The sequence below is a fragment of the Deferrisoma camini S3R1 genome (assembly GCF_000526155.1).
GTDB classification, from domain to species: Bacteria; Desulfobacterota; Deferrisomatia; order Deferrisomatales; family Deferrisomataceae; genus Deferrisoma; species Deferrisoma camini.
In genome coordinates, this window is record NZ_JAFN01000001.1 from 3,988,995 (window position 1) to 4,012,768 (window position 23,774).

Below are 23,774 nucleotides of genomic sequence, written 5' to 3' on the forward strand. Positions count from 1 at the left end.
GGGCCTTCGCCCCGCTGGGCGGCCAGGCTGCTAGGCAGCCGGGCGGCTCTCGGGCCCGCCAAATAATCGGGGTATGGTCTAGTCTCTAGTTTCTTGTCTCTAGTTTCTGGCCTCTGGCCGGCCGGAGGCAGGTCCCTCGCCCCGTCTCGGGAAAAACGCGCCCGGTTTGCTGCCGGGTTGCTCAACCGACGGATCCCAGTGCGTACCGCTTCTGGGAGAGGTCGTACCGGATCACCCCCCGGGCCACTGCCGCGGCCAGGTACCGGGACGCCTCGGAGGGGCTCAGGCCCAGGCGCTCCGCGATCTCTGCCGTGGCGAGCGGCGAGGCGCGAAGGAGCAGGGCCACCCGGGCCATGATCCACTTCTCCACCACCGCCTCGTCGATGACCCGGTCCACGTCGTGGTGCGCGAAGAACGCCTCGTAGGCCTCCGGGGACGGCAGCCCCGGGTTGAGCTTCTCCGCCAGGATCATCCGCAGGTACGGCACGATCGACTCCAGGGCGTCGAGGCCGTTGCGCAGGCGGTCCGGGTCGAGCCCCTCGCTCCGGCCCAGGGGGCCCAGCTCGCGGACCTGCGCGGTGAAGGCGTCGGTGGCCTCGGCGAACCGCGCGCCCTCGCCGCTGGAGAGGAACTCGATCCCGATCCGCCGCGGGTCGAGGCCCAGGCGCTCGAGGAGCCGCTTGCAGAGGTGGGTGAGCCGCAGCGCGTGGAAGTTCCCGTGGGTGGTGTAGTTGCACTCGCCGAGGCGGCACCCCACGATGAACACCCCGTCCGCGCTCTTGGAGAACGCCCGGAGCACGAACCCGAGGTCCACGCGTCCCGTGCACATCACCCGCACGAGCCGAATGTCAGCCTTGTACTGTAGCCTGGAAACTCCGGCTAGGTCCGCAGACCCGTAGCCTCACCAGTGGCAGACGAAACCCAGGATCTTCGCTTGATACTCCTGAGCCATGTTCGTCCTCCTTGTGGAATCGGTCGTCGGTCGTCAGTCGTCGGTCACCCGTCACCCGTCACTCGTCACCGATCGTCGGTCACCCGCCGGCCAGGGCGGCGTCGATCTGGCCCTCGAACTCGTCGTCGGTGAAGTGCTTGAGCGAGATCGCGCCGGTGGGGCAGACCACGTTGCACAGGCCGTCGCCCTTGCACAGCACCGGGTTGACCTCGGCTCGGCCGTTGGCGCCCAGCTCCACCGCGCCGTAGGAGCACGCCGCCACGCACTGGCCGCACGAGACGCACTTGTCCTCGTCCACCACGCACACCGCGCCCGAGGCCACCACCGTGTCGTGGGACAGCAGGGCCACCACCCGGCCGGCCGCGCCCTGGGCCTGGCTGATCGTCTCGGCCAGATGCTTCGGGTACTGGGCGGCTCCGCACAGGTACACGCCGTCGGTGGCGAAGTCCACGGGCCGGAGCTTGACGTGGGCCTCCTTGAAGAACCCGTCCGGGCCCAGGGCCACCTGGAACATCTGGGCCACCTGGGGGTTGTCCTCGCGGGGCACCGCGGCCGCGGCCAGGGACACCACGTCGGCGTCGATGGCGAGCTCCTTCCCGAGGATCGGGTCGGTCACCCGGACCCGCAAGACCTTGCGGCCCCCTTCCTCCACGGCCGCCACCTCGGGCCGGGCCTCGGGCACGTACCGGATGAACGTGACGCCCTTGCCCGAGGCCTCCCGGTAGGCGTCCTCCCGAAGGCCGTAGGTGCGCATGTCGCGGAACAGCACGTACACGTCCGCGGCAGGGTTGACCTCCTTGAGCCTGAGGGCGTTCTTCACGGCGTGGTTGCAGCACACCCGGGCGCAGTAGTTGCGCTCTTCGTTGCGGCAGCCCACGCACTGGATCATCGCCACGCTGCCGGCCCCCAGCAGCCGCTCGTCGTCCCGGGCCAGGGCCTCCTCCAGCTCCAGGTGGGTCATCACCCGCTCGTCCTGGCCGTAGAGGTACTCGGTGGGGCGGTGCTCGGCCGCGCCCGTGGCGATGACCGTGGCCCCGTGGTGGAGGTCGCGCACCCGGCCCCGCACCTCGACCCGGGTCACGAAGTTGCCCACGTAGCCCCACGCGTCGGTGACCTTGGCGCCGGTGAGCACGTGGACCAGGGGGTGGCGGTACACCTTCCACACCAGGTCCCGCACGAACGCCTGCACGTCCAGGCCCTCGAGCGTGTGCTGGAGCCGGCTCGCCGTGCCCCCGAGCTCCCGCTCGCGCTCCACCAGGTACACGGGGTGGCCCTGCTCGGCGATGTGCAGGGCCGCGGTCATGCCGGCCACGCCGCCGCCCACCACCAGGGCCGCCTTGGTGACCGACAGGTCGAACTCCTGCAGCGGCTCGAGCCGGGCGGCCCGGGCCACGGCCATGCGCACCAGGTCCAGGGCCTTGGGGGTGGCCCGGTCCTTCTCCTTGGCGTGCACCCAGGAGCAGTGCTCCCGGATGTTGGCCATCTCCAGGTAATACTGGTTGAGGCCGGCCTCCTTCAGGGTGTCGCGGAACAGCGGCTCCAGGGTCCGGGGGGAGCACGCCGCCACCACCACCCGGTTGAGGCGCTGCTCCTGGATCACCTTGGTGATGTCCTGGGCCGAGTTGGTGGCGCACGAGAAGAGCTGCTCGTCCGCGAACACCACGTGGGGGAGCTTGCGCACCTCCTCCACCACCGAGGGCACGTTCACGATCCGGCCGATGTTGGCCCCGCAGTGGCACACGAACACGCCGATGCGAAGCTCCTCGGCCGAGGTGTCCCGCTCCAGGGGGTAGCGCCGCTCCGTGGCCAGCTTGCCGCGCCGCCGGTCCAGGAGCCGGCCGCACTGGGACCCGGCCGCGCTGGCGCTGAACACCGACTCGGGGATGTCGGTGGGGCCCTGGAACGCGCCGCTCACGAACACCCCGGGCCGGCTCGTCTCCACCGGGTTCGAGGGGGATGCCTGCACGAACCCGTGGTCGTTGAGGTCCACGCCGAAGGTCTCGGCGAGCCGCTCCACGTCGGCCGGCGGGGTGAGCCCCACCGACAGCACCACCAGGTCGAACTCCTCCTCCTTGACGCCCTCGTCCGGGGTGCTGTAGCGCACGGTCACGTTCTTGGTCTCGGGGTCCTCCCGCACGATCGATGCGTAGCTGCGGATGAACCGGACCCCGGGCAGGGCCTCGGCGCGCTGGAAGTAGGTCTCGAAGTCCTTGCCGTAGGCCCGGATGTCGTTGTGGAACACCGTGCACTCGACCCCGTCGTCGTGCTCCTTGGTCAGGAGCACCTGCTTCTGGGTGTAGGTGCAGCACACGGCCGAGCAGTAGCTGTTGGCGCCCTCGCGCACCTGGCGGGAGCCCACGCACTGGAGCCACGCCACCCGGCGGGGGTGCCTCAGGTCGGACCGGCGCAGGATCTGGCCCTGGAACGGCCCGGTGGCGCTCATGAGCCGCTCGTAGTCCATGCTGGTCACGACGTTGGCGAACTCGCCGTACCGGTACTCCCGGAGCAGCTTCGGATCGTAGGGCTCGAACCCGGGCGAGAGGATCACCGCCCCCACCCGGACCTCCCGGGTCTCCTCGGACTGGGTGAAGTCGATCGCTCCGGCCTTGCACACGGCCGAGCAGATGCCGCACTTCTTCTCTTTCAGGTACAGGCAGCTCTCGTCGATGTACGTGATGAGCGGAACGGCCTGCGAGAAGTAGACGTGGATGGCCTTGTTGAGGGAGATCTCCTGGTTGAACGGGTCCGGGTACTGCACGGGGCAGTACTCCACGCACACCGTGCACCCGGTGCACTTATCCTCGATGACGTACCGGGGCTTCTTCTTCAGGACGACCCGGAAGTTTCCGGCCTCGCCCCGGACGTTTTCCACCTCGGTGTAGGTGAGGACCTCGATGTTTGGCTGCCGGCCGACCTCGACCAGTTTGGGCGAGAGAATTCACATGGAGCATTCGTTGGTGGGGAACGTCTTGTCCAACTGCGCCATGTGGCCGCCGATGGAGGGGCCCGACTCCACCAGGTACACCTTGAACCCGGCGGAGCTGAGGTCGAGCGCGGCCTGGATGCCGCTGACGCCGCCTCCCACCACCAGCACGTCGCCGAACTCGCCGTCTCCGAGCTTCCTGAACACCCCTTCCGCCTGCAGTCGGTCCACCAGTTCCTTCGCCATGTCCTCCGCCTCGTTCCGGGTCTAGTGCGTGTTGGTGACGAGTCGCCCCGGGGCAGACGTCCTCCTCCCCCGGGGATGCCGGTCTCCGGGACCGGGGCCTACAGGGCCTCCCTCACGATCTCGGTGAGGTCCATGACCCTGAGCGCGTCGTCGCCCTTGAGGGCGAGCCGGCTGTCCTCGAAGTTGGAGATGCAGTAGGGGCACGACGTGGCGAGCACCCGGGCCCCCGCGTCCAGGGCCTGGGCCACCCGCAGGTCCGAGAACCTCTCGCCCTTGGGGGTGTCCATCCAGATCCGGCCCCCGCCCCCGCCGCAGCACAGGCTGTCCTCCCGGTTGTCGGCCATCTCCACGAGCTCCACCCCGGGCACGCGCCGGAGGACCTCGCGGGGCTCGTCGTAGAGCCCGTTGTGGCGGCCCAGGTAGCAGGGGTCGTGAAAGGTGACCTTCAGGGGGACCTCGCGGGTGAGCTCGAGCCGGCCCCGCTCGATCAGGTCGAGCAGGAACTGGCTCATGTGGACCACCTCGAAGTGGACCATGAACTCGGGGTACTCGTTCTTGAAGGTGTGGTAGCAGTGGGGCGACGACACGAGCACCCGGCGCACCCCCCGGTCGATGAACGCCTTGATGTTCTGCCGGGCCAGCTTTTTGAACGCCTCCTCGTCGCCCGCCTTTCGGATGCTCTCGCCGCAGCAGCTCTCGGCCTCGCCCAGGATGCCGAACTCCACCCCGGCCCGCTGGAGGATCTCGGCCGTGGCCGCGGCCACCTTCTTCAGCCGGCTGTCGTAGCTGAAGTAGCAGCCGGCGAAGTAGAGGATCTCCATCTCCTCGGAGAACGGCCGCACGCCCAGGGCCTCGGCCCAGGCCCCCCGGGCCTCCCGGGGCTCCCCGAAGGGGTTGCCCTGGGTGCTCAGGTTGCCGCTCACCCCCCGCACGGGCCGCACGTTCTCGGGGAACACCCCGTACTCCGTGGCGATCCGCCGCAGGGCCATCCCCGAGTCGATCTGGCGCACGTCCCGGGGGCAGCGCTGGGGGCACCGGCCGCAGGTGGTGCAGCGCCAGATCTCCTCGTTCTCGATCTCGGTCATGCCGAACGCGGCCTGGCGCACGATCTTTCGCATGCTGAACCGGCGCACCCGGTTCCACGGGCACACCACGTCGCACATGCCGCACTGGAAGCAGCGTCGGAACGCCTCGCCGCCGGCGCCTTCGATCAGCTCGGCGATCTCTTTGTAGTCGGCTACGTTCTCCACGGGACACCCCTCGTCACGGCGGGACGGGCCGGATCAGTCCTTTTTGGCGAGCCGGGCCACGGTCTCGAGCACCTTGTCCATGCCGAACCGGTCCACGAGCGACTCGAGCCCCAGCTCCACCTCCTCGGGCCGCGGCTCCTCCTCCGCCTCGTCCACCTCGACCTCCACCTCTTCGTAGGTCAGGGCGTCCACGAGGCACCACTTCACGCACAGGGGCTCGTCCACCTCGGGCACGCTCTCGCACATGTCGCACTTGAGCGGGAGCCCCGAGTCGGGCTCCTTGAAGTCGGCCCGGGAGGGGCAGGCCGCCCGGCAGAAGGCGCACTCGTCGTAGAACTTGCCCTCCAGGGTGTAGGTGTTGCGGCCCATGCACTCGGCCGGGGTGTACTCGCCGGCGTACACCGGCAGGTAGATGTCCCGCAGGGGATCCGTGATCACCCGGATGCGGGCCCGTGCCGGGTTGTTCGTGCTGTACTTGGGCGACGCGTGGAACGCCGAGCAGATCATCTCGCAGGCCCGGCAGCCGTTGCACTTGTCCGCATCCACGTGGATGCGCTTGATGATCTTGGTCTTTTTCGTCTTCTCAGGCATGTCGGAACCACCTCTCCGGTTCGATCACTCTGCCGGCGTCTGCTCGGTCTTGGGCTGGGCCCCGGAGGCGTCCTCCTCCTTGAGGATTCCCCGCTCCAGGAACTCCTGGGCCACGTAGTCCAGGCCCAGGGCCTCCAGGGTCTCCTTCGTGGGGATGCCGTCCTCGTTCCACCCCTTGAACTTGTAGTAGGTGTCCAGGAGCTCCTTCTCCAGCTCGGGGAACCGGTGCTTCCAATGGTTCTCGGGGGGCTTCTCGTCCTTGCGGCGCATGCCCCGGCGGATGTTGTTGGCCCGCACCAGGGTGCGGTAGCGCCGGGCCGCCTGTTTGAGCGTGTCCTCGTCCATCTCGAACCCGGCTCCGGCCGAGATGATCTTGGGGTAGTTGTGGATGTGGTACGGGGGCTTCAGGGGGAACGACGACAGCCCGGCGCACATGCCCAGGGCGTCGTCGATGTAGTGCATCATCTCCTGCCAGTCCACGATGTCGCAGCACATCTGGGGGGTGGGGTAGTAGGGGATCGAGTTCTTGCCCCGGGGCTCCCAGTCCACGAAGTACTGCTTGAACCGGTCGTCCGGCACCTGGAACCAGTCCTTCACGAACTCCTCGCGCTGCTCCCGGGTGGGGAAAGGGGCCTGGGGGAACTGGCCCTCGATCTGGGTGATGTTGATCTTCTCCCCCGTGCTGTACATCAGGAAGTAGATGGGGTTGAGCATCGAGAGCTTGAGCGGGAGCTGCTCGTGCTTCTTGATGGTGTTGTGGGCGTAGGCCTCCGCCCCCTTGCCGATCCGCTTCGCGGCCCAGTAGGTGCCGTCGGCCAGCACGTCTCCGATGCCCTCGCGCCGCACGATCCGGTCCAGGAGCCAGTAAAAGCGCTCCTCGTTGTCCTGGGGGAACCCTGGCATGTCCTCGTCGGTGAGGATCCCGTTCTCGTAGAGCTCCACGGCGAACGCCATGACCTGGGGAGTGGAGAACCCGTCCACCCCGTACTCGGTGGCCCGCTGGGCGATCCGCAGCCCGAACTCCAGGTCCGAGAAGGCCGCCATCGTGTAGGTGAGCTTGGAGAAGCACTTCATCATGTAAGTGGGCGTGCCGGGCAGGCTGAGGGTGGCCCCGCACTTCATGGGGCAGTTGTAGCAGCTGATCAGCCGCTTGCGGGCCTTCTCCATGGTCTCGGTCCACTGCTTCTCGATCTCCTCGGTCCAGAAGCCCTTGCGCCGGACCCGGGAGTTGCCCCACATGAAGTTCTCGGTGTGCCACTTCTCGTCGTGGATCGCCATCTCCTGGGGGGAGCCCAGGCCCGCCAGGATCGGCATGACCCCCTTGATGGGGTTGGCGGCGCGCCACTTGATATAGTCCATCACCTCGTCGCACAGCCGGATGAACTCGTCGGGCCGGGCCACGCTGATGTCGCCCGTGCCGCGCACCGCGATCGCCTTGACCCGCTTGTCGCCCATGACCGCGCCGAGGCCCTGGCGGCTGGCGCTGGACCGGCCCTGCTCAATGGAGGCGAAGTAGACCCGGTTCTCCCCGGCCAGGCCGATGGCCGACACCTGGGCCCTGGGCTCGTTCAGCTCCTTCTTGATGATCTCGGCGGTCTCGATGGCGCCCTTGCCGGCCAGGTGCCGGGCGTCGCGGATCTCCACCTTGTCGTTGTGGATCCAGATGTACACCAGGTCCGGGGCCTTGCCCCTGAGGATCACCTTGTCGTACCCGGCGTACTTGAGCTCCGGCGCCCAGAACCCGCCCATCATCGAGAAGGCCATGAGCCGGGTCTGGGGGGAGATGGTCGAGACGATGGTGCGGTTGCACCCGATGGCCGGGGTGCCGCACAGCAGCCCGGCGCTGAAGATCAGAAGGTTGTCCTCGGAGAACGGCTCCACCTCGGGCGGCACCCGGTCCCACAGGATCTTCGCGTTGGTGCCCAGCCCGCCCAGGTACAGCCGGGTATCCTCGGGGTCGGTGACCACCTTCTCGATGTTCCCGCTGGACAGGTCGATCTCCAGGTTGACTCCGGTTTCCGCGTACCTCATGGTTTCCCCTTGTTCGAGTCGGGATCGATGCCTTGGGCGCGCCGGGAGCCTCCCGACCCGGGCCCCGCGGCGGATCCGCATGGCCCGGCGGGCGGTGGGGGCCGGGCCGTGGATCGCGTGTGAAGAAACGTTGCCGCATGGCTGCAAGGACTATGCCGGGCCCCGCGGCTCGGCAGGGCGGCCGGAGTGTGGTGTGAGGATGCGGGGAGGACGTGCGGGAAGCGGTAGAAGTTGACCGGTTCCCGGGTGAAGAGTGATCGGAAGGGCCGGGGCCTCCTGAGGAAAGGAGGGGCTTCGGGAGGAGGATCCGCATGGGACCCAACCGGTTCGAACCCATTCCCGTCCCGTTTCGGCCGCGGTGGGCCGGGGAGAGGGCCCGGCGGAAAGGGGGCCGGAGCCGTGGGACGGCCTTGCTCGTGATCGCCGCCCTGATCCTGGGCCTCGCTCGGGCACGGGCGGCCGCGCCTCCGCGGGCCGCCGCCGGGCCCCGGATCTCGCTGTACGCGTACGGGCCGTTTCCTTCGGGGGCCGAGGTGCGGCTGGGTGCCGTGGCGGACGCGCCTGGCCGGCCGGGAAGCGGGGCCGAGGCCGATCCGGTGGTGCGCAGAGCGTGGGCGAAGCAGGGATTCCGGGTCGAGGGAGCGGGATCCACGACCTCCCCGCCCGGCCCAGACGGGGGTCTGGCCTGCTCGGCCCGGCTCACCGAGTGGTGGGAGACGACGACCCGCCGGCCCCAGGTCCTGGCCCCGGCCGGCAGCGGGGCGTGGGCGGACCTGCCCCCCGAGCGCCGCACCCGGGCCAGGGTGGGGCTGCGGATCGAGTGCGTCCGGTCGCCCCCCGGCCGCACCGTGCTCCAGGCCACGGCCGCGGCCGGTCCGGCGGACGCTCCCGCCGAGGTCCTGATGGCCGATCTCGTCTCGGCCGTGATCCGCCGGTGGCGCGAGGCGGCCGCCGCGCCGAAGTGATCGCCCAGGTATCGCGTTTGCCGATGCGATCCGCGTCGGGGGTTCGAAGAACCGATTGGTCTTTCGGGGCGAGGGGGTGGTAGGTGTGTTGCCCCGGCGGGTCGGCGCCGGTCCCGGCAGGCGGGGCGGCCGGCCGGAGGATGCCCTGGGAACCCGATGGGAGGAGAATCGTGAAGCGGATCGCGTACTTCGTGGCAGCGGCGGTGATCTTGGGCCTGGCGGGATCGGCCGGGGCGGGGTATCCGCCCGAGGTCTCGGGCCGGCTGGTGATGACGTTCGACCTGTCGGACCACCCGGCCGAGAAGACCACCCACCTGTGGGTGCCGTACCCGGTGTCGGACGGCCGGCAGTACGTGACCGACGTGCGGGTCGAGGGAGACTACGCCAATGCCGAGGTGGTGACCGACCGGGTGTACTCCACCCCCATGCTCCACGCGGTGTGGCCGGCCGGGGCGAGGAGCCGCCGGCTCACGTTCTCGTTCCGGGTGGACCGGATCGAGGTGGCCCAGAAGGACCTCCCGGCCCTGGATGCGCCCGACGCCCCTTGGAACCCCAGGGACTTCGCGCTGTGGCTGCGGCCCTCGGCGCTGGTGCGCACCTCGGGGGTGGTGGCCGAGACCGCCAAGCGGATCGTCGCGGGCAAGACCACGGTGCTCCAGAAAGCCCGGGCGGTGTACGAGTGGACGTGCCGCAACACGTACCGCAACCCCAAGACCCGCGGGTGCGGGGCGGGGGACGTGTGCCGGCTGCTGGAGGAGGACCCCGGCGGGAAGTGCGCCGACATCTCGTCGGTGTTCGTGGCCCTGGCCCGGGCCGCCGGGGTGCCGGCCCGGCACGTGCTCGGCACCCGGCTCGGCCGGGAGGACGGCCAGGACGTGACCACCTGGCAGCACTGCTGGGCCGAGTTCTACCTGCCCGGGTATGGGTGGGTGGTGGTGGACCCGGCCGACGTGCGCAAGATGATGCTGAAGCGCGGCCTTGGCCGCGAGGATCCGGTGCCCGAGGACCTGATGGAGTACTACTGGGGCGGGGCCGACCCCTACCGGGTGCGGCTGGCCGTGGGCCGGGACGTGGTTCTGAACCCTCCCCAACAAGGGGGGCCGCTGAACTACCTCATGTACCCCTACGCCGAGGTGGGGGGGAAGGCCGTCGACTGGCTCGATCCCAAGACGTTCCGCTACGAGATCCGCTACGAACAGGGAGAGAACTGACGGCGGTCGTCGGTAGGGGGCCTTCGGCCCGCTGGGCGGCGCAAAAGCTGGAAAGTTAGAAGGCTAGGGGGCTTGAAGGCCAAGAACTCCCAGGGGCGGGGCGTGGTGTTCCGGCCGCCCCTCGGGGCCCCAGGGGGGCGGCTAGAGACTAGTGCAGCGTTTCCGAAATCTCGTGGTTTTTCCAGGGGGTGGGGCTGGGGGCCCCTCCTTCGCTGAACGGCCTCGCAGGGGCCGCCTCGGCGCGGTCCGCTGCGGCGCGTGAGGGCACGCGCCGCGGCCGCTCCCCTGGCGCCGGGCGGCCCGGGCTGCTCGGCCGTCGCGCTTCGTCGGAGCCCCCAGCCCCACCCACGCAATCCGCATACGTTTTTGCGAAACGGAACACTAGAAACTAGAGACTAGACCATGCTTTCCGGATCGGGAGGTGGAGGTGCAGGTCCCTTGCCCCTCTGAGCAGGGGGACCATAGCTTTGAATGCAACTTGGTATGAATGCGCCCCCTTCGGTGCCGTCCTCGCCGGGTCAGGGGCGGGCCGCCTCGGCCGCGATCCGGTCCACCCGGGCGACCAGCCCGGCCAAGACCTCCTTCCAGACCGGGCCGTAGTCGTAGGCCCAGCGGTCGTAGTCCTCCCAGCGCACCACGTGGGTGACCTCCACGGTCTCCCGCCGGACCACGGGCTGCCGCCCCTCCACGGAGGCCTCGATCTCGGCCGTGAGGCGCAGGGTCTTTCGGATCTCCTCGGGGATGGCCAGGTTGCTCTGGTCCAGGGCGAGGGGCCCGGGCATGCCCAGGGACGCCAGCCTCACGGGCGGGGCCCTCCTCTCCGCACCGATCTCGTCGTACCCGGCCTGCAGGTCCAGCACCGACACGTCCATCACGAGCGCCTGTCGGGCCGTGCGGGTGCCCCGCTCTTGGGCCCAGATCGCCAGGGCGCCCGACACGTCCCGGCCCACCCGCAGATGCACGTAGGTCTCGCCCGGCCCGGCGAGCACGGGGAACGGGTCGGGCACCCGGATCCGGGTCTCGACCGCGATCCGGTACGGAAGGGGGGCCTGGGGTTGCCGGGGTTGGGGCACGGTGGCGCAGCCGGCCGCCAGGGCGAACGCCGCAGCCACGACGGGCAAGGACGCAAACGGCTTCATGACGGGCCTCCTTGTCTTTCCCCACGGGCGGGGTCCGGTGTCGCGGCCTTCGGGGGGGACTCCCCTCCCAAGAGGCACGCGGCATCGCCGGCCGCCTCCTCCTCGCTGCCCAGCATCTGGGCCTCGTAGATGTACTCCGTGAGCCGTCGGCCCACCTCGGACGGGTCCATGTCGAGCCGGGCCATCCCGGTCTCCCGGGCGGCCCGGGCCACGGCCTCGGCCACCCGGGGGGGCACCGAGAAGTCCATGGCGTCGGGGATGATGTGGTCCGGAGCCAGCCGGTCCGGGGCCACGGCCTCGGCGATGGCGTGGGCCGCGGCGATCTTCATGGCCTCGTCGATCTGGCGGGCCCTGACGTCCAGGGCCCCCCGGAAGATGCCGGGAAACGCCAGGCAGTTGTTCACCTGGTTGGGAAAGTCGCTGCGGCCGGTGGCCACCACCGCTGCCCCGGCCTGCCGGGCCTCGGGGGGCAGGATCTCGGGCACGGGGTTGGCCAGGGCGAACACCACGGGGTCGTCGGCCATGGTGCGGATCATCTCGGGGGTGAGGGCCCCGGCCACCGACAGCCCGATGAACACGTCGGCCCCCCGGATCGCGGTGCCCAAGGGGCCCTTGATCCGGTCGAGGTTGGTCCGCTCGGCCACGGTGGCCTTGTAGGGATTCATCCCTTTCTTGCGGCCCCGGTACAGGGCGCCGGTGCGGTCGCACACCACGATGTTCTCCGCCCCCGCGTCCAGCAGGAGCCGGGTCACGGCCAGGGCGGCGGCGCCCGCGCCGTTCACCACGATGCGGGCCGAACCGAGGCTGCGGCCGGTCAGCCCCAGGGCGTTCAGCAGCCCGGCCAGCACGACCACGGCCGTGCCGTGCTGGTCGTCGTGGAACACCGGAATGTCCAGCCGCTCCCGGAGCTTTGCCTCCACCTCGAAGCACCGGGGGGCGGAGATGTCCTCCAGGTTGACCCCCCCGAACGCCGGGGCCAGGGCCTCCACGGCCCGGACGATCTCGTCCACCTCCTGGGTGGCCAGGCACAGGGGGAACGCTTCGACTCCCCCGAAGGTCTTGAACAGGATGGCCTTCCCCTCCATGACCGGCAGCGCGGCCCACGGGCCGATGTTTCCGAACCCGAGCACGGCCGAGCCGTCGGACACCACGGCCACCAGGTTCCCCTTGGCGGTGTAGTCGTACACCCGGCCGGGTTCGGCCATGATCTCCCGGGCGGGCTCCACGGCTGCCTTGGGGGAGTACAGGCCCACGAAGATGTGCTCGTCGCGGATGGGGATCTTGGGGGTGATCTCCACACAGCCGTGGTACTTGCGGTGGAGGTCCAAAGACTCCTCCTCCACCCCGACGCCCCGACGCACGCGGGCGTGGGGACCCATCTCGTACCAGGCCCGATCCCCCTCGTAGAGGAAGACCCGGAGCCGCTCCGCCACGGCGCCGGGATCGGGCGCGGTGCCGGCCATGCCGGAGTCCACGGCGGCCCGGGCCACGGCCTCGGCGATGGCGGGGCCCACGAGCAGGTCCAGGGGGTCGGGTAGGATGTGGTGGGACGACAGGCTGTCGTCGTGGACCAGGCTGGCCACCGCGTCCACGGCCGCGTTGAGCATGGCCGTGTTGATGTCGGCGCACCGCACGTCCAGGCACCCGCGCAGGAACCCGGGGGTGACGGTGGACGACCGGATCTGCACCGGGAACACGCTGGTGCCCGAGGCGTACACGGCCGCGCCGGCCCCCTCGGCCTCGTCCGGGCCGATCTCGGGCTCGGGCAGGGCCAGCGCGAACACCACCGGCCGGTCCGCCATGGTCCGGACCATGTCGCCGGTGAGCACCCCGGGTGCCGACAGCCCGATGAACACGTCGGCGCCCCGGATGACCTCCTCCAGCGGGCCCCGCAGGCCCTCGGGGTTCGTGCGCCGGGCCAGCAGCATCTTGGCCCAGTTCATGTGCTCGAGGCGGCTCGGGTACAGGGCCCCGCGGGTGTCGCACAGCACGATGTTTCTCGCCCCCAGCCGCAGGAGCCGCCGGGTGGTGCCGGTGCCCGAGGCCCCGGCTCCGGCGATCACGATCTTCACCTCGTCCAGCCGCTTACCCACCACCCGCAGGGCGTTCTTCAGCGCCGCCGCCACCACGATGCCGGTGGCGTGCTGGTCGGAGTCGAACACCGGGATCGGCAGGGCCCGCCGAAGCCGGTACTCCACGGAAAAGCAGTCCGGAGCCCGGATGTCGTCCAGCACCACCCCTCCGAAGGTTGGGGTCAGGAGCCGGACGATCTCGGTCAGGTCGTCGGGGGTGCCGGCCCGCACGGCAAAGGGGAAGGCGTCGATGTTGGCGAAGGTCTTGAACGACACGGCCCGGGCCTCGAGCATGGGCAGGGCCGCCTCGGGGGGCACCCGGCCGATGCCGTAGAGGGCCGAGGCGTCGGTGACGAGGGCGATGCTGTCGGCCCGGCTGGTGAGCTCGAACGACTCATTCTCGTCGGAGGCCACGGCCAGGCAGCAGGCCCCCACGCCGGGGGTGTAGAGGCGCGAGAGCACCGAGGTGTCACGGATCGGCACCTTGGACTGGATCCCGATGAGCCCCTGGTACTTGTGGCGGTAGTACAGGCTGGGCGGTCGGTCGTAGAAACGTTCCATCGGAAGGACTGCTCCTTACGTGAGACGTGGAAAGGCCGAAAAGTCCGCCAGGTCCCTGCGGACCCGGCAACGGCCAAGGGGTTTCTCATGCCAAGTCGCATTCGAAGCCAACGGCCCCCAAATCGCCCCTCTGTGAGCTCATCTTGATCGCAAATTGGTATCAGTATTGACCCGGCGACAAGATGGGCCCGCTTTTCCCGGAGGGCGGGGCAAGGATTTCAGGAGACAGACTTCAGCGGACAGAGGACAGGTGTTCAAAAATGCTCCCCCGACTGCCGGGGTAGTCCCCCTCTGTCCACTGGCATCTGAATTCTGGCCCCTGATAAGGCCGCACCCGGCTCTCCGGCAGGTCCCTTGCCCCTCCGAGGAGGGAGCGATAGCGCCTGTGTATCCGCCTGGTCAATAAAAAACGGGCCTATTTTGTCGCCGGGTGACTCCCCTTCCCCGGTGCCCGGCCCTACAGCGACCGAGGGGGATTCAAGGCGCCTCCGGCTTGAGCCGGGTCCCGGCCGGGGGTAGCATCCCCGAGGCGTCGAGCACGACCAAGGCCTGGCGTGCCTCGGCCAGGGCCCGGTCGATGGCCCCTACCTCGCGCCGGCTCAGGCGCTCACCCGGCCCGAGCTCGTGGAGACGGCGGCCTCCGGGCAGCCGGTCCGGGTGGAGCAGCAGGTCCGACAGGGCCTGGAACGCCCGGCGAGCTCCCGGCTCGGGGAGCGCGGCGAGGAGGCGCCGGCAGTTGAAGCTGTAGCAGAACACATACCGCCCCGCGCGGATCTCGCAACCCCGGGGTCCCAGGCCGAAGGGCTGGCGGGTGACCCGCCACTCCGGCGGGGGAACGAACGGCCGGCAGACCCGGTTGACCCATCGGTACCAGGGGTTGTCGAAGGTCTTCCGGCAGTACACCGGCCGGCAACAGGGCGACCGGCAGCCGGGGCAGACCCGGGCCGTGAGCCGATCGATGCGGGCCCGGAGCTCCGCCTCGAGGCGGGCGTAGGACCGGGCCGTGCGCAGGGCGGGCAAGGAGGAGAGCGGCGATGACGGCACGACGAGCACGGGGGGTCCTCGGACGGTATCGGATCGCGGCGGCGTGGCTCATGCTCTCGCTTGCGGGGTGTGCCGTCAACCCGGTGACGGGTCGGCAGCAGTTCGTGCTCATGAGCGAGGAGCAGGAGCGGAGGATGGGCGAGGATGCCTATCCGGTGTACACCCAGATGTCCGAGGGGGAGTTCCCCGATCCCGGACTCCAGCGGTACGTGGCCGAGGTGGGCAAGCGGCTGGCGGCCCTGAGTCACCGGCCGAACCTGGACTACGAGTTCAACGTGGTCAACGCTTCCGAGATCAACGCTTACGCCCTGCCCGGGGGGAAGATCTCGATCACCCGAGGGCTGCTGACCCGCATGGAGAACGAAGCCCAGTTGGCCGCCGTGCTGGGGCACGAGATCGGCCACGTGGCGGCCCGGCACCAGGCGGCCGGGTACACCCGGCAGGTGCTGGCCGGGGTGCTGACCACGGTGGGGGTGGTGGCGCTGGAGACGGCGAGGGTGCAGGGGGGGGATCTCCTTGCCCAGGGAGGGCTGCTCGCCACGAACCTGGTGCTGATGAAGTACAGCCGGGATCAGGAGCGTCAGGCCGACGAGCTGGGCATGGAGTACATGACCGCCGCGGGGTACAACCCCGAGGGCATGGTCCAGGTCATGGAGATCCTGAAGGCCACCCGCGACCGGGAGCCCTCGGCCGTGGAGGCGTTGTTCCTGAGCCACCCCCTGACCTCGGAGCGCCTGGCCCGGGCGCGGGAGGAGGCCGAGTTCCAGCCGAGGCGGCTCAAGACCCCGGAGCGGCTGCGGGCGGAGCCGTTCCGGAAGGCCACGGCCGGGCTTCGGAAGGTGGCGCCGGCCTACGCGAAGATGGACGAGGGAAGGAAGGCCCTGGCCAAGGGAAAGGCCGAGGAGGCCCTGCGCCTGCTGCGGGAGGCCACCGACATGGCCCCCGAGCACGCGCTGATCTGGGCGTTCCGGGCGGCGGCCGAGGCCAAGGCCAAGCAGACGAAAGAGGCCCTGGACTCGGCCGAGCGGGCCGTGTCGTTGGCGCCGAACCTGTTCCGGGCCCGGTTCACCGCGGGGGTGGTGGCGTTCGAGGCGGGCGAGCACGACCGCAGCCTCGAGCACCTGGCCGCGGCCGAGAAGCTCGTTCCGGGACAACCCGCGGTGGCGTTCTTCCGGGGCCGGAACTACGAGGCCCGGGGCGACCGGGACGCGGCGGCCCGGGAGTACGTGAAGGTTCTCAAGAAGGTGCGCAAGGGACCGATGGCCAAGTACTGCTTCCAGCGGCTGTCGGAGTGGGGGTACATCCGCACCCGGGGGTAGTCGGCGGGCTAGAGGCTAGAAACTAGAACCTTGGGGCCGCACCCGGCGCTCCACCAGACCCCCAACCCCGTACTCTGCAAGGGAAAGGGGGCACGGGCCTGGCAATGCTTTCGTTGGAATTCGTATTTGCCGTCGGGTCAAGAAGCCCCGGGTGCGAGAAACTCCCCCTCGAACACGGTCACGGCCGGGCCGGTCAGGAACACGTGGCCGCTCTCCTTGTCCCAACGTACCCGGAGCTCGCCCCCGTCCATGACCACCACCGCCTCCGGGCCGGTCCGTCCGGTCCAGTGGGCTGCCACCACCGCGGCCGAGGCGCCGGTGCCGCAGGCCAGGGTCTCGCCCGCGCCCCGCTCCCAGACCCGCATCCGCAGCCGATCGGGCGAGAGCACCTGCACGAACTCCACGTTGGTGCGGTTGGGAAAGAGCGGGTGGCTCTCGATGCGCGGCCCCATCTCGGCCACGGGGTAGGCGTCGGCGTCCTCCACGAACACCACGGCGTGGGGGTTTCCCATGGAGACGCAGGTCACCTTGGCGTCGGGGCCGTCCATGGGCAGCGGGTGCTCCCTCACGGGGCCCGAGGCGGACACCGGGATCCGCTCGGCGTCGAACGCGGGCCGGCCCATGTCCACCTCCACTTGGGCCCCCACGAACCGGGGAACCACGATCCCGGCCAGGGTCTCCACCCGCAGGCTCTCGCCCGACCATCCCAGGCGGTCGCGCGCGTACACGGCGAAGCAGCGGATGCCGTTTCCGCACATCTCGGCCCGGGAACCGTCGGCGTTGTAGATGTCCATCCGGAGGTCGGCCCGGTCCGAGGTCCGCACCAGCAGCACCTGGTCGCACCCGATCCCGAACCGGCGGTGGGCCATGGCCGGGGCGAGCCGCCCCCAGTCCCCCCAGTCCCGCCGGCGGCAGTCCACCACCACGAAGTCGTTGCCCAGGCCGTGCATCTTCACGAACGGGATTCGCAACGGGGGATCTCCTCTCGTGACGGTCGGGGTTGCGCGCGCTCACCGGGAGCCGGCCAGGGGGGACGACGCTGGATCGGCGGCCGCGGGCAGGGGCGCGCCCACGGCTTCGCAGAACCGTTCCACGAGCCGGTAGGTGATGCCCCACAGCAAGGGTCGGCCCGAGCCCAGAAGGCGGATCGCGGGGTGGCTCCAGTCGGCCCCGCCGAACCGGAACGCCACCACGGCGTGGCGGGAGGGGTCCAGGAGATCCGGCAGGGGCACCCAGAACGCGTCGGCCACCTCGTGGTTCAGCCGCAGTTCGGTTTGCGGGGCCACGCCGTACGCGAAGCACGACACCACCACCGGGAGCCGTTCGGCCCGGTGGGTGCCCAGAGACCCCAGGTACCGGGCCGCGGTCAGATCGAGCCCCACCTCCTCCAGGGTCTCCCGTTCCGCTGCCGCCCGGGGCCCGGAATCGCCGGGATCGATGCGCCCGCCAGGGAACGCCAGATGTCCGGACCAGGGGTCGTCGTGGCGCTCTGCCCGTTCGATGAACAGCATCTCGAGCGCCGTCCCCGCCTCCCGCAGGCACAGGGCCACGGCGGCACGCACCGGGGCCGTGCTGCCCTCGCCGGGAGGGGAGTAGCGGGCCAGGTTCCGTTCGACTTCGTCCAGGCTGTGAACCACAAAACCCTCAATGGGATGGGGCGGCTTGCCGGGGCAGGGTGCCGATGCTATCGTCCGAGCTGGCCCGCCCGGTGGCCGGCGACCGGGACCGAAGACCGAATTGATGGGGCGAGGAGATGCCGGTCCCAGGGGAGTTACCATGGACGAACCCATCCGTGACGAGGAAGAGGCCCGCCGGCTGGCCCGCACGATTGTAAGCGACCTGGCTGCCTACCACAAAGCCGAGGTGGAGCGCGGCATCGTGGAGGACCGCCTGTTCGAGGTGCTGGCGGGACCCATCGAGGAGGGCCGCCGCCACTACCGGGAACGGGTGGCTCCCGACCTGTGGGGCCGGGGGTTTTACGAGAAGGCCCTGGTGGACTTCCTCCTGAAACCCTTCGGCCGGATCAAGAGCCGGATCTGGTAGCGGTCGGTCAGCCGGGCACGGGGACCGTGAGCACGGGCACGGCCGCCGCCTCGGTGACCTCCTGGACGGTGCTTCCGTACAGGGCCTTGGCGAGGCCCTTGCGGCCGTGGTTGCCCATGACCACCAGGTCGATCCCCCGTTCCCGGGCCACCCTTAGAATCTCGCGGGCGGGCTCCCCCGCGGTCACGTACAGCCCCGCGTCCGGTCCCAGGTTCTCCCGGGCGTGATCCCGTAGCCTGCGCAAGGCCTCCTGCTCCTGGTCCGGGACGTCGTCCTCGGGGCGCAGGGCGGGGAGATCGAGCCCCCTGAGCCCTTCCGGGAGCTCCTCGACCACGTACAGGGCCGTCACCTGGGCCCCCAACGCCCGGGCCAGGTTCCGGGCGAACGCGCACACCGCGTTGCCGTCGTGGGAGATGTCTACGGCCACCAGGATGCTGCGGATCTCGTTCGTCGCCATGAAGCCTCTCCTTCGGAGGATGCGGTACCGGGTTCCGATGGATCGCCCCTCGGCGGGGCGGGGCGGCACGGAAATCTACCACGGGTCCACCGGCCGGGGCGAGGGGCGGCGGCCGGGTCGCGCCCGGCTCTCCGGCAGGCGCCTTGCCCCCCTGCTCAGGGGGCCAATGGGCTTGAACGCCACTTGATGAACGCCACGAGGAGGTGCGATGGGCCAGGAGGGGTGTGGCCGGGTCCACCGGTTCACCGTGCCGGCCGAGGCGCGGGGGGAGCGGGTCGACCGGTTTCTGGCCGGCCGGGGGCTGCCGGTGAGCCGCTCGCGGCTCCAGACCCTGGTTGGGCAGGGCAAGGTGCGCGTGGACGGGGCCGCCGTGAAGGCCGGCCGGAAGCTCCGGGGCGGGGAGGAGGTGGTGGTGGAGATCCCGCCGCCCGAGACGTGGGACGTGGAGCCCCAGGACCTGCCGGTCCGGGTGATCTACGAGGACGAGTGGATCGCGGTGGTCTCGAAGCCCAGGGGCATGGTGGTTCACCCCGCGCCGGGTCACCGGGACGGCACCCTGGTGAACGCGCTCCTCCACCGCCTGCGCGATCTGTCCGGGGTGGGCGGGGTGCTGCGGCCCGGCATAGTCCATAGGCTCGATCGGGACACCACGGGTCTGATCGTGGTGGCCAAGGACGACGTGACCCACCGGGGGCTCCAGGCCCGCTTCCGGAGCCGGTCGGTGGAGAAGGTCTACCTGGCCGTGGTGCTGGGGCGGCTGACGGGCGAGGGGGTGGTGGATCGGCCCATCGGCCGCCACCCCACCCAGCGCAAGAAGATGTGGGTGGACGGGCCCCGGGCCCGGCCGGCGGTGACCCGCTGGCGGGCGATCTCCGCCCTGGATGCCGCCACCCTGTTGGAGGTGACCATCGAGACGGGGCGCACCCACCAGATCCGGGTGCACCTGGCGGCCCTGGGCCATCCGGTGGCCGGCGATCCGGTGTACGGCGGAGCCGCGCGGGCCAGGGGGGTGCACGATCCTGCCGCGCGCCGTCGGCTTATGGCGGCTCCGGCCCAGGCTCTGCACGCCTGGCGGCTGGGGTTCGAGCACCCCCGGACCGGAGAGTTCATCCGGTTCACGGCCCCGGTTCCGGAGGACCTGGCGGGGCTGATCCGGGCGCTGGGGGGGGAGGTTCCCGAACCTCCGTGAGCTCGGCCACGAACGATCCCACGATCACCTCGCTCTGGAGTTTGACGGGCATGCGGCGGCCGTCGTCGGTCAGCCACACGAAGATGCGGGCCCCGGGGCTCTTCTTGAAAATCCCCCCGATGCCCTCGATCCGGGGTTCGATCTTCACGGTGGAGAACGACCCCGCCGGGGTGTTCACGGTCTCTCGGCCGAGCACCCGCACGGTGCCGGTGACCAGCTTCTTCCCGTCGGTGATGTCCAGCACCACGGCCCGGTCGTCCGGGAGGGGCCGCACCCGGTACGCGTAGAAGCAGGACAGGGGATCCTGGATCCCTGCGGGGACGAGCAGCTCTTTCTTGAGCTCCCTGTTGCGGAAGTAGCGGGAGGTCCCGGCCTCGGGGTCGAACAGCACCTCCACCTCCCGGGGGTCCCCCCAGCCCTCCTTGGCCCGTTTGAAGTACCGCAACGGGGACAGGGAGACCGGGAGCACCGTGGACTCCACCCGGTTCCGGACCGGGTACACGGTGTCGATGTACGGAAGGGTGCGGGCCCGTGCCCGAAATCGCACGGTGCCGTCGGGACCGGCGAGCACCTCCAGGGTGGCCCGGGCGGCGGGGATCACGCCCCACCGCACCCGGAACTCCAGCCGCTCCCCGATCAGGGCGGGGAGGCGGGGAGGGGGTGGGAGGGCGGGGACCGCCCGGGCCGCGACCAGGACCGAGAGGATGGCAGCGAGGAGCGCGAAGCGATGTCCCATGGGGCGAGCATACCCGAACCGAACGGCGGTTCCCAGTCGGCCTGGCTCGAGGCGCCGGGGCTTTCGGCCGTGAGGGGGCTGGTGCACGGGTTCACCACCAGGGCCGCGGGGAGCTTCTCCGCGGGCCCCCCGGCCGGCTGGCCGGCCGCGGCAGGGGGGCGTCGGCTCCGCCTGCTCCGGCAGGTCCACGGCGCCGCGGTGGTGGGGCCCGAGCACCCCGATCCCCTGCCCGAGGCCGACGCGTGGGCGGGCCGCCCGCCCCCGGGGGTGCTCCTGGGGGTGCGCACGGCCGACTGCGTGCCGGTGATCCTGTGCCACCCCCGAACCCGGACCCTGGCGGTGGTCCACGCCGGCTGGCGGGGCACCGCCGCAGGGGTGGTGACGTCCGCCCTGGAGGCCCTCGGGGCTCCCCGGCAGGAGGTGGTGGCCGCCGTAGGGCCAGCGATCGGGGGGTGCTGCTACGAGGTGGGCCCCGAGGTGGTGCGGGCCCTGGGCCCTGGCCCCTGGGCGACCCGGGCGGGGAGGCGGTGGATCGTGGACCTGCGGGGTCGGGTCGAGGCCGAGCTGGTTCGGGCCGGCGTGCCCCCCGGCCGGATCGAGCGGGTCGGGGGATGCACGGGGTGTGGGGAGGGGTTCTTCTCCCACCGGGCCCGGGCCGACACCGGCCGCATGCTGGCCTTTGCCGGGTGGAGGGAACCGTGATCCGCAACTGGCCGGAGGACCGGCCGATCCGGCTCGTGGGCCTGACGGGCGGCATCGCCACGGGGAAGTCCACGGCGGCCCGCCTGCTCGCCCGGGAGGGGGCGGTGGTGGTGGACGCCGACCGGGTGGCCCGGGAGGTGGTGGAGCCCGACACCCCCGGGCTCCGTGAGATCCGGCGGACCTTCGGCCCCTCGGTGCTCACGGCCGACGGCCAGCTGGACCGGGACGCCCTGGCCCGGGTCGTGTTCTCCGACCCCGCGGCCCGGAAGCGGCTGAACGCGATCCTTCACCCGCTGATCGGCGCCGAGGTGGACCGCAGGGTGGAACAAGCCCTCGCCCGGGACCCGGAGGCCGTGGTGGTCTACGACGTCCCCCTCCTGTTCGAGACGGGGGCCGAGGGACGGTGCGACCTCGTGGTGGTGGTGTACGTGCCGCCCGAGATCCAGCTTCGACGCCTCATGCTCCGGGACGCGTTGGCCGAAACGGATGCCAGGGCGCGGCTCGCGGCCCAGATGCCCATCGACGAGAAGGCCCGGCGGGCCGACGTGGTGCTCGACAACCGGGGCCCCCCGGAGTCCCTGGAAGCCCCCGTCCGGGCGTTGTGGGCGCGCATCCGGGCCCACAATGGGCGGTTTGGGGTTGACAAGACGGCTCCGAGGGGCTAGAAAAGCCGCGACCTCGAGAACGTCAGATCCCAACGCCCCCCGGTTTCTCCCGTCTGGACCCACTCCCTGGGATCGTCAGCGCAACCGAACGACACCCGGACACATCACCGACAGGACCGGCCAGCGTTTCGACTCACGCACAAAAGACGGACCACCGGCCCGGCACCCGCCCCAGAGACGGATGCCGCGTCCCCGAACGACGACGGGTTGAGAACACACGGACCCATCCGGCAATCAGACCCCCAACCTTCCATCATCCGAAATCTGTCGAGACCATGAAAAACAGCGAACGAAAGAGCGGTCGCCGCAATCCGCCCCAGAACGGCAAAGCCGTGCCCATGCACCTCCAGGAGCTCAAAGAGAAGCCCATCGCGGAGCTGACCGAGATGGCGGAGGAGCTGGGTATCGACGACGCCCACCGGCTGCGCAAGCAGGATCTGATCTTCGCCCTGCTCAAGGCCCAGGTGGAGCAGAACGGGAGCATCTTCGCCGAGGGCACCCTCGAGCTGCTGCCCGACGGGTTCGGGTTCCTGCGCTCGCCCGACTACAGCTACCTGCCCGGCCCCGATGACATCTACGTCTCGCCCAGCCAGATCCGGCGGTTCAACCTGCGCACCGGCGACACGGTGGGCGGTCAGATCCGGCCGCCCAAGGCCTCGGAGCGGTACTTCGCCCTGCTGAAGGTGGACAGCATCAACGGCGATCCGCCCGACAAGGCCCGGACCCGGATGCTGTTCGACAACCTCACTCCCATCTACCCCAACGAGCGCCTCAACCTGGAGGTGGAGACGGACCCCACCAACTACTCGATGCGCATCGTCAACCTGATCGCTCCGATCGGCAAGGGGCAGCGGGGCCTGATCGTGGCCCCGCCCCGCACCGGCAAGACGGTGCTCCTGCAGCAGCTCGCCAACGCCATCACGGCGAACCAGCCCGACGTGTTCCTGATCGTGCTGCTGATCGACGAGCGGCCGGAAGAGGTCACCGACATGAAGCGCTCGGTGCGGGGCGAGGTGGTGTCCTCCACCTTCGACGAGCAGGCCCAGCGCCACGTGCAGGTGGCCGAGATGGTGATCGAGAAGGCCAAGCGTTTGGTGGAGCACGGGAAGGACGTGGTGATCCTGCTCGACTCGATCACCCGGCTGGCCCGGGCCTACAACACGGTGGTGCCCCACTCGGGCAAGATCCTCTCCGGCGGGGTGGACTCCAACGCGCTGCACAAGCCGAAGCGGTTCTTCGGGGCGGCCCGGAACATCGAGGAGGGGGGGAGCCTGACGATCATCGCCACGGCCCTGATCGACACCGGCAGCCGCATGGACGAGGTGATCTTCGAGGAGTTCAAAGGCACCGGCAACATGGAGCTCCACCTGGACCGGCGCCTGGCGGACAAGAGGGTGTTCCCGGCCGTGGACATCCAGCGCTCGGGCACCCGCAAGGAGGATCTGCTGCTGCCCCCGTTCGAGCTGAACCGGGTGTGGGTGCTGCGCAAGGTGCTCTCGGCCCTGAGCCCGGTGGACGCCATGGAGTTCCTGCTCGACAAGATGCGGGGAACCAAGTCCAACGCCGAGTTCCTGGAGAGCATGAGCGAGTAGGGCGGCTGGGCGGCTAGTGTCATGGTTCGCACGTTCGTGAATTCCCCGAGGGGGTGGGGCTGGGGGCCCCTCCTTCGCTGAACGGC

Annotated in this window: 20 protein-coding genes and 1 pseudogene; 8 read left to right on the forward strand and 13 right to left on the reverse strand. The window is 70.3% G+C overall.

Going from position 1 to position 23,774, the window contains the following annotated elements; genetic code table 11:
- Window positions 1–181: 181 nt before the first annotated feature.
- The 6 genes and pseudogenes from DEFCA_RS24595 to DEFCA_RS0117615 form a co-directional block, all read right to left on the reverse strand.
- The gene (locus tag DEFCA_RS24595; protein WP_342672967.1) at window positions 182–472 is read right to left on the reverse strand and encodes a helix-turn-helix domain-containing protein; all 291 of its coding nucleotides are present in this window, start codon (window positions 470–472) and stop codon (window positions 182–184) included.
- Window positions 473–568: 96 nt separating this feature from the next.
- Window positions 569–886 (reverse strand): annotated as a pseudogene (locus DEFCA_RS24450) (hydrogenase iron-sulfur subunit); the annotation flags it as partial.
- A 145-nt stretch (window positions 887–1,031) separates the two neighbouring features.
- Window positions 1,032–4,121, reverse strand: a complete 3,090-nt coding sequence (locus DEFCA_RS0117595) for a CoB--CoM heterodisulfide reductase iron-sulfur subunit A family protein (RefSeq protein WP_169709636.1) — start codon at window positions 4,119–4,121, stop codon at window positions 1,032–1,034.
- 98 nt (window positions 4,122–4,219) lie between these two features.
- Complete coding sequence (locus DEFCA_RS0117605) at window positions 4,220–5,371, reverse strand: (Fe-S)-binding protein (protein WP_025324316.1); 1,152 nt, start codon at window positions 5,369–5,371, stop codon at window positions 4,220–4,222.
- Window positions 5,372–5,404: 33 nt separating this feature from the next.
- Window positions 5,405–5,962: a 4Fe-4S dicluster domain-containing protein gene (locus DEFCA_RS0117610; protein ID WP_025324317.1), complete on the reverse strand. Its 558-nt coding sequence runs from the start codon at window positions 5,960–5,962 to the stop codon at window positions 5,405–5,407.
- A 24-nt stretch (window positions 5,963–5,986) separates the two neighbouring features.
- A complete protein-coding gene (locus DEFCA_RS0117615) occupies window positions 5,987–7,993 on the reverse strand; it encodes an aldehyde ferredoxin oxidoreductase family protein (protein ID WP_025324318.1) in 2,007 nt (668 codons plus the stop codon).
- 311 nt (window positions 7,994–8,304) lie between these two features.
- On the opposite strand from DEFCA_RS0117615, the gene DEFCA_RS0117620 reads away from it, so the two are divergent.
- On the forward strand, window positions 8,305–8,958 hold the full coding sequence (locus DEFCA_RS0117620) for a hypothetical protein (protein ID WP_025324319.1): 654 nt from the start codon (window positions 8,305–8,307) through the stop codon (window positions 8,956–8,958).
- A 170-nt stretch (window positions 8,959–9,128) separates the two neighbouring features.
- Entirely contained in the window at window positions 9,129–10,169 is a 1,041-nt protein-coding gene (locus tag DEFCA_RS0117625) for a transglutaminase-like domain-containing protein (protein ID WP_025324320.1), read from the forward strand.
- Between the two features lie 518 nt (window positions 10,170–10,687).
- Here DEFCA_RS0117625 and DEFCA_RS0117630 read toward each other — a convergent pair.
- The 3 genes from DEFCA_RS0117630 to DEFCA_RS0117640 form a co-directional block, all read right to left on the reverse strand.
- Window positions 10,688–11,308 carry a hypothetical protein gene (locus DEFCA_RS0117630; protein WP_025324321.1) on the reverse strand — a complete coding sequence of 207 codons (621 nt, stop codon included), beginning with the start codon at window positions 11,306–11,308 and terminating at the stop codon, window positions 10,688–10,690.
- On the reverse strand, window positions 11,305–13,941 hold the full coding sequence (locus DEFCA_RS24455) for an NAD(P)-dependent malic enzyme (protein ID WP_084319411.1): 2,637 nt from the start codon (window positions 13,939–13,941) through the stop codon (window positions 11,305–11,307). The genes DEFCA_RS0117630 and DEFCA_RS24455 overlap by 4 nt, the downstream gene beginning before the upstream one ends.
- 477 nt (window positions 13,942–14,418) lie before the next feature.
- Window positions 14,419–14,994, reverse strand: coding sequence for a hypothetical protein (locus DEFCA_RS0117640; RefSeq protein ID WP_051463285.1), 576 nt, complete (start codon window positions 14,992–14,994; stop codon window positions 14,419–14,421).
- On the opposite strand from DEFCA_RS0117640, the gene DEFCA_RS24460 reads away from it, so the two are divergent.
- Window positions 14,976–16,304 (forward strand): M48 family metallopeptidase, encoded by a 1,329-nt coding sequence (locus DEFCA_RS24460; protein ID WP_025324323.1) that lies wholly within the window; start codon window positions 14,976–14,978, stop codon window positions 16,302–16,304. The two genes, DEFCA_RS0117640 and DEFCA_RS24460, sit on opposite strands and share 19 nt — an antisense overlap.
- A gap of 137 nt (window positions 16,305–16,441) precedes the next feature.
- On the opposite strand, the gene dapF is transcribed toward DEFCA_RS24460, so the two are convergent.
- Together dapF and DEFCA_RS0117655 are read right to left on the reverse strand one after the other, a co-directional pair.
- The gene (dapF, locus tag DEFCA_RS0117650; RefSeq protein ID WP_025324324.1) at window positions 16,442–17,269 is read right to left on the reverse strand and encodes a diaminopimelate epimerase; all 828 of its coding nucleotides are present in this window, start codon (window positions 17,267–17,269) and stop codon (window positions 16,442–16,444) included.
- Between the two features lie 45 nt (window positions 17,270–17,314).
- The gene (locus tag DEFCA_RS0117655; RefSeq protein ID WP_025324325.1) at window positions 17,315–17,941 is read right to left on the reverse strand and encodes an NUDIX hydrolase; all 627 of its coding nucleotides are present in this window, start codon (window positions 17,939–17,941) and stop codon (window positions 17,315–17,317) included.
- A 139-nt stretch (window positions 17,942–18,080) separates the two neighbouring features.
- Between DEFCA_RS0117655 and DEFCA_RS0117660 the strand changes: the two genes are divergently transcribed.
- Window positions 18,081–18,347: a hypothetical protein gene (locus DEFCA_RS0117660; RefSeq protein WP_025324326.1), complete on the forward strand. Its 267-nt coding sequence runs from the start codon at window positions 18,081–18,083 to the stop codon at window positions 18,345–18,347.
- A 7-nt stretch (window positions 18,348–18,354) separates the two neighbouring features.
- On the opposite strand, the gene DEFCA_RS0117665 is transcribed toward DEFCA_RS0117660, so the two are convergent.
- A complete protein-coding gene (locus DEFCA_RS0117665) occupies window positions 18,355–18,804 on the reverse strand; it encodes a universal stress protein (protein ID WP_025324327.1) in 450 nt (149 codons plus the stop codon).
- A gap of 208 nt (window positions 18,805–19,012) precedes the next feature.
- Here DEFCA_RS0117665 and DEFCA_RS0117675 point away from each other — a divergent pair, with 208 nt between their 5' ends.
- The gene (locus DEFCA_RS0117675) at window positions 19,013–19,993 is read left to right on the forward strand and encodes an RluA family pseudouridine synthase (RefSeq protein WP_025324328.1); all 981 of its coding nucleotides are present in this window, start codon (window positions 19,013–19,015) and stop codon (window positions 19,991–19,993) included.
- Here the strand turns inward: DEFCA_RS0117675 and DEFCA_RS0117680 are convergent.
- Window positions 19,920–20,729 (reverse strand): DUF3108 domain-containing protein, encoded by an 810-nt coding sequence (locus DEFCA_RS0117680; protein WP_025324329.1) that lies wholly within the window; start codon window positions 20,727–20,729, stop codon window positions 19,920–19,922. The genes DEFCA_RS0117675 and DEFCA_RS0117680 overlap by 74 nt on opposite strands.
- Between DEFCA_RS0117680 and DEFCA_RS0117685 the strand changes: the two genes are divergently transcribed.
- From DEFCA_RS0117685 to rho, 3 genes are all read left to right on the forward strand, one after another.
- Window positions 20,721–21,431: a polyphenol oxidase family protein gene (locus DEFCA_RS0117685; protein WP_084319416.1), complete on the forward strand. Its 711-nt coding sequence runs from the start codon at window positions 20,721–20,723 to the stop codon at window positions 21,429–21,431. The two genes, DEFCA_RS0117680 and DEFCA_RS0117685, sit on opposite strands and share 9 nt — an antisense overlap.
- A gap of 26 nt (window positions 21,432–21,457) precedes the next feature.
- Complete coding sequence (gene coaE, locus DEFCA_RS0117690; RefSeq protein WP_025324331.1) at window positions 21,458–22,096, forward strand: dephospho-CoA kinase; 639 nt, start codon at window positions 21,458–21,460, stop codon at window positions 22,094–22,096.
- Between the two features lie 233 nt (window positions 22,097–22,329).
- The gene (gene rho / locus DEFCA_RS0117695; RefSeq protein WP_407919192.1) at window positions 22,330–23,688 is read left to right on the forward strand and encodes a transcription termination factor Rho; all 1,359 of its coding nucleotides are present in this window, start codon (window positions 22,330–22,332) and stop codon (window positions 23,686–23,688) included.
- Window positions 23,689–23,774: the final 86 nt, after the last annotated feature.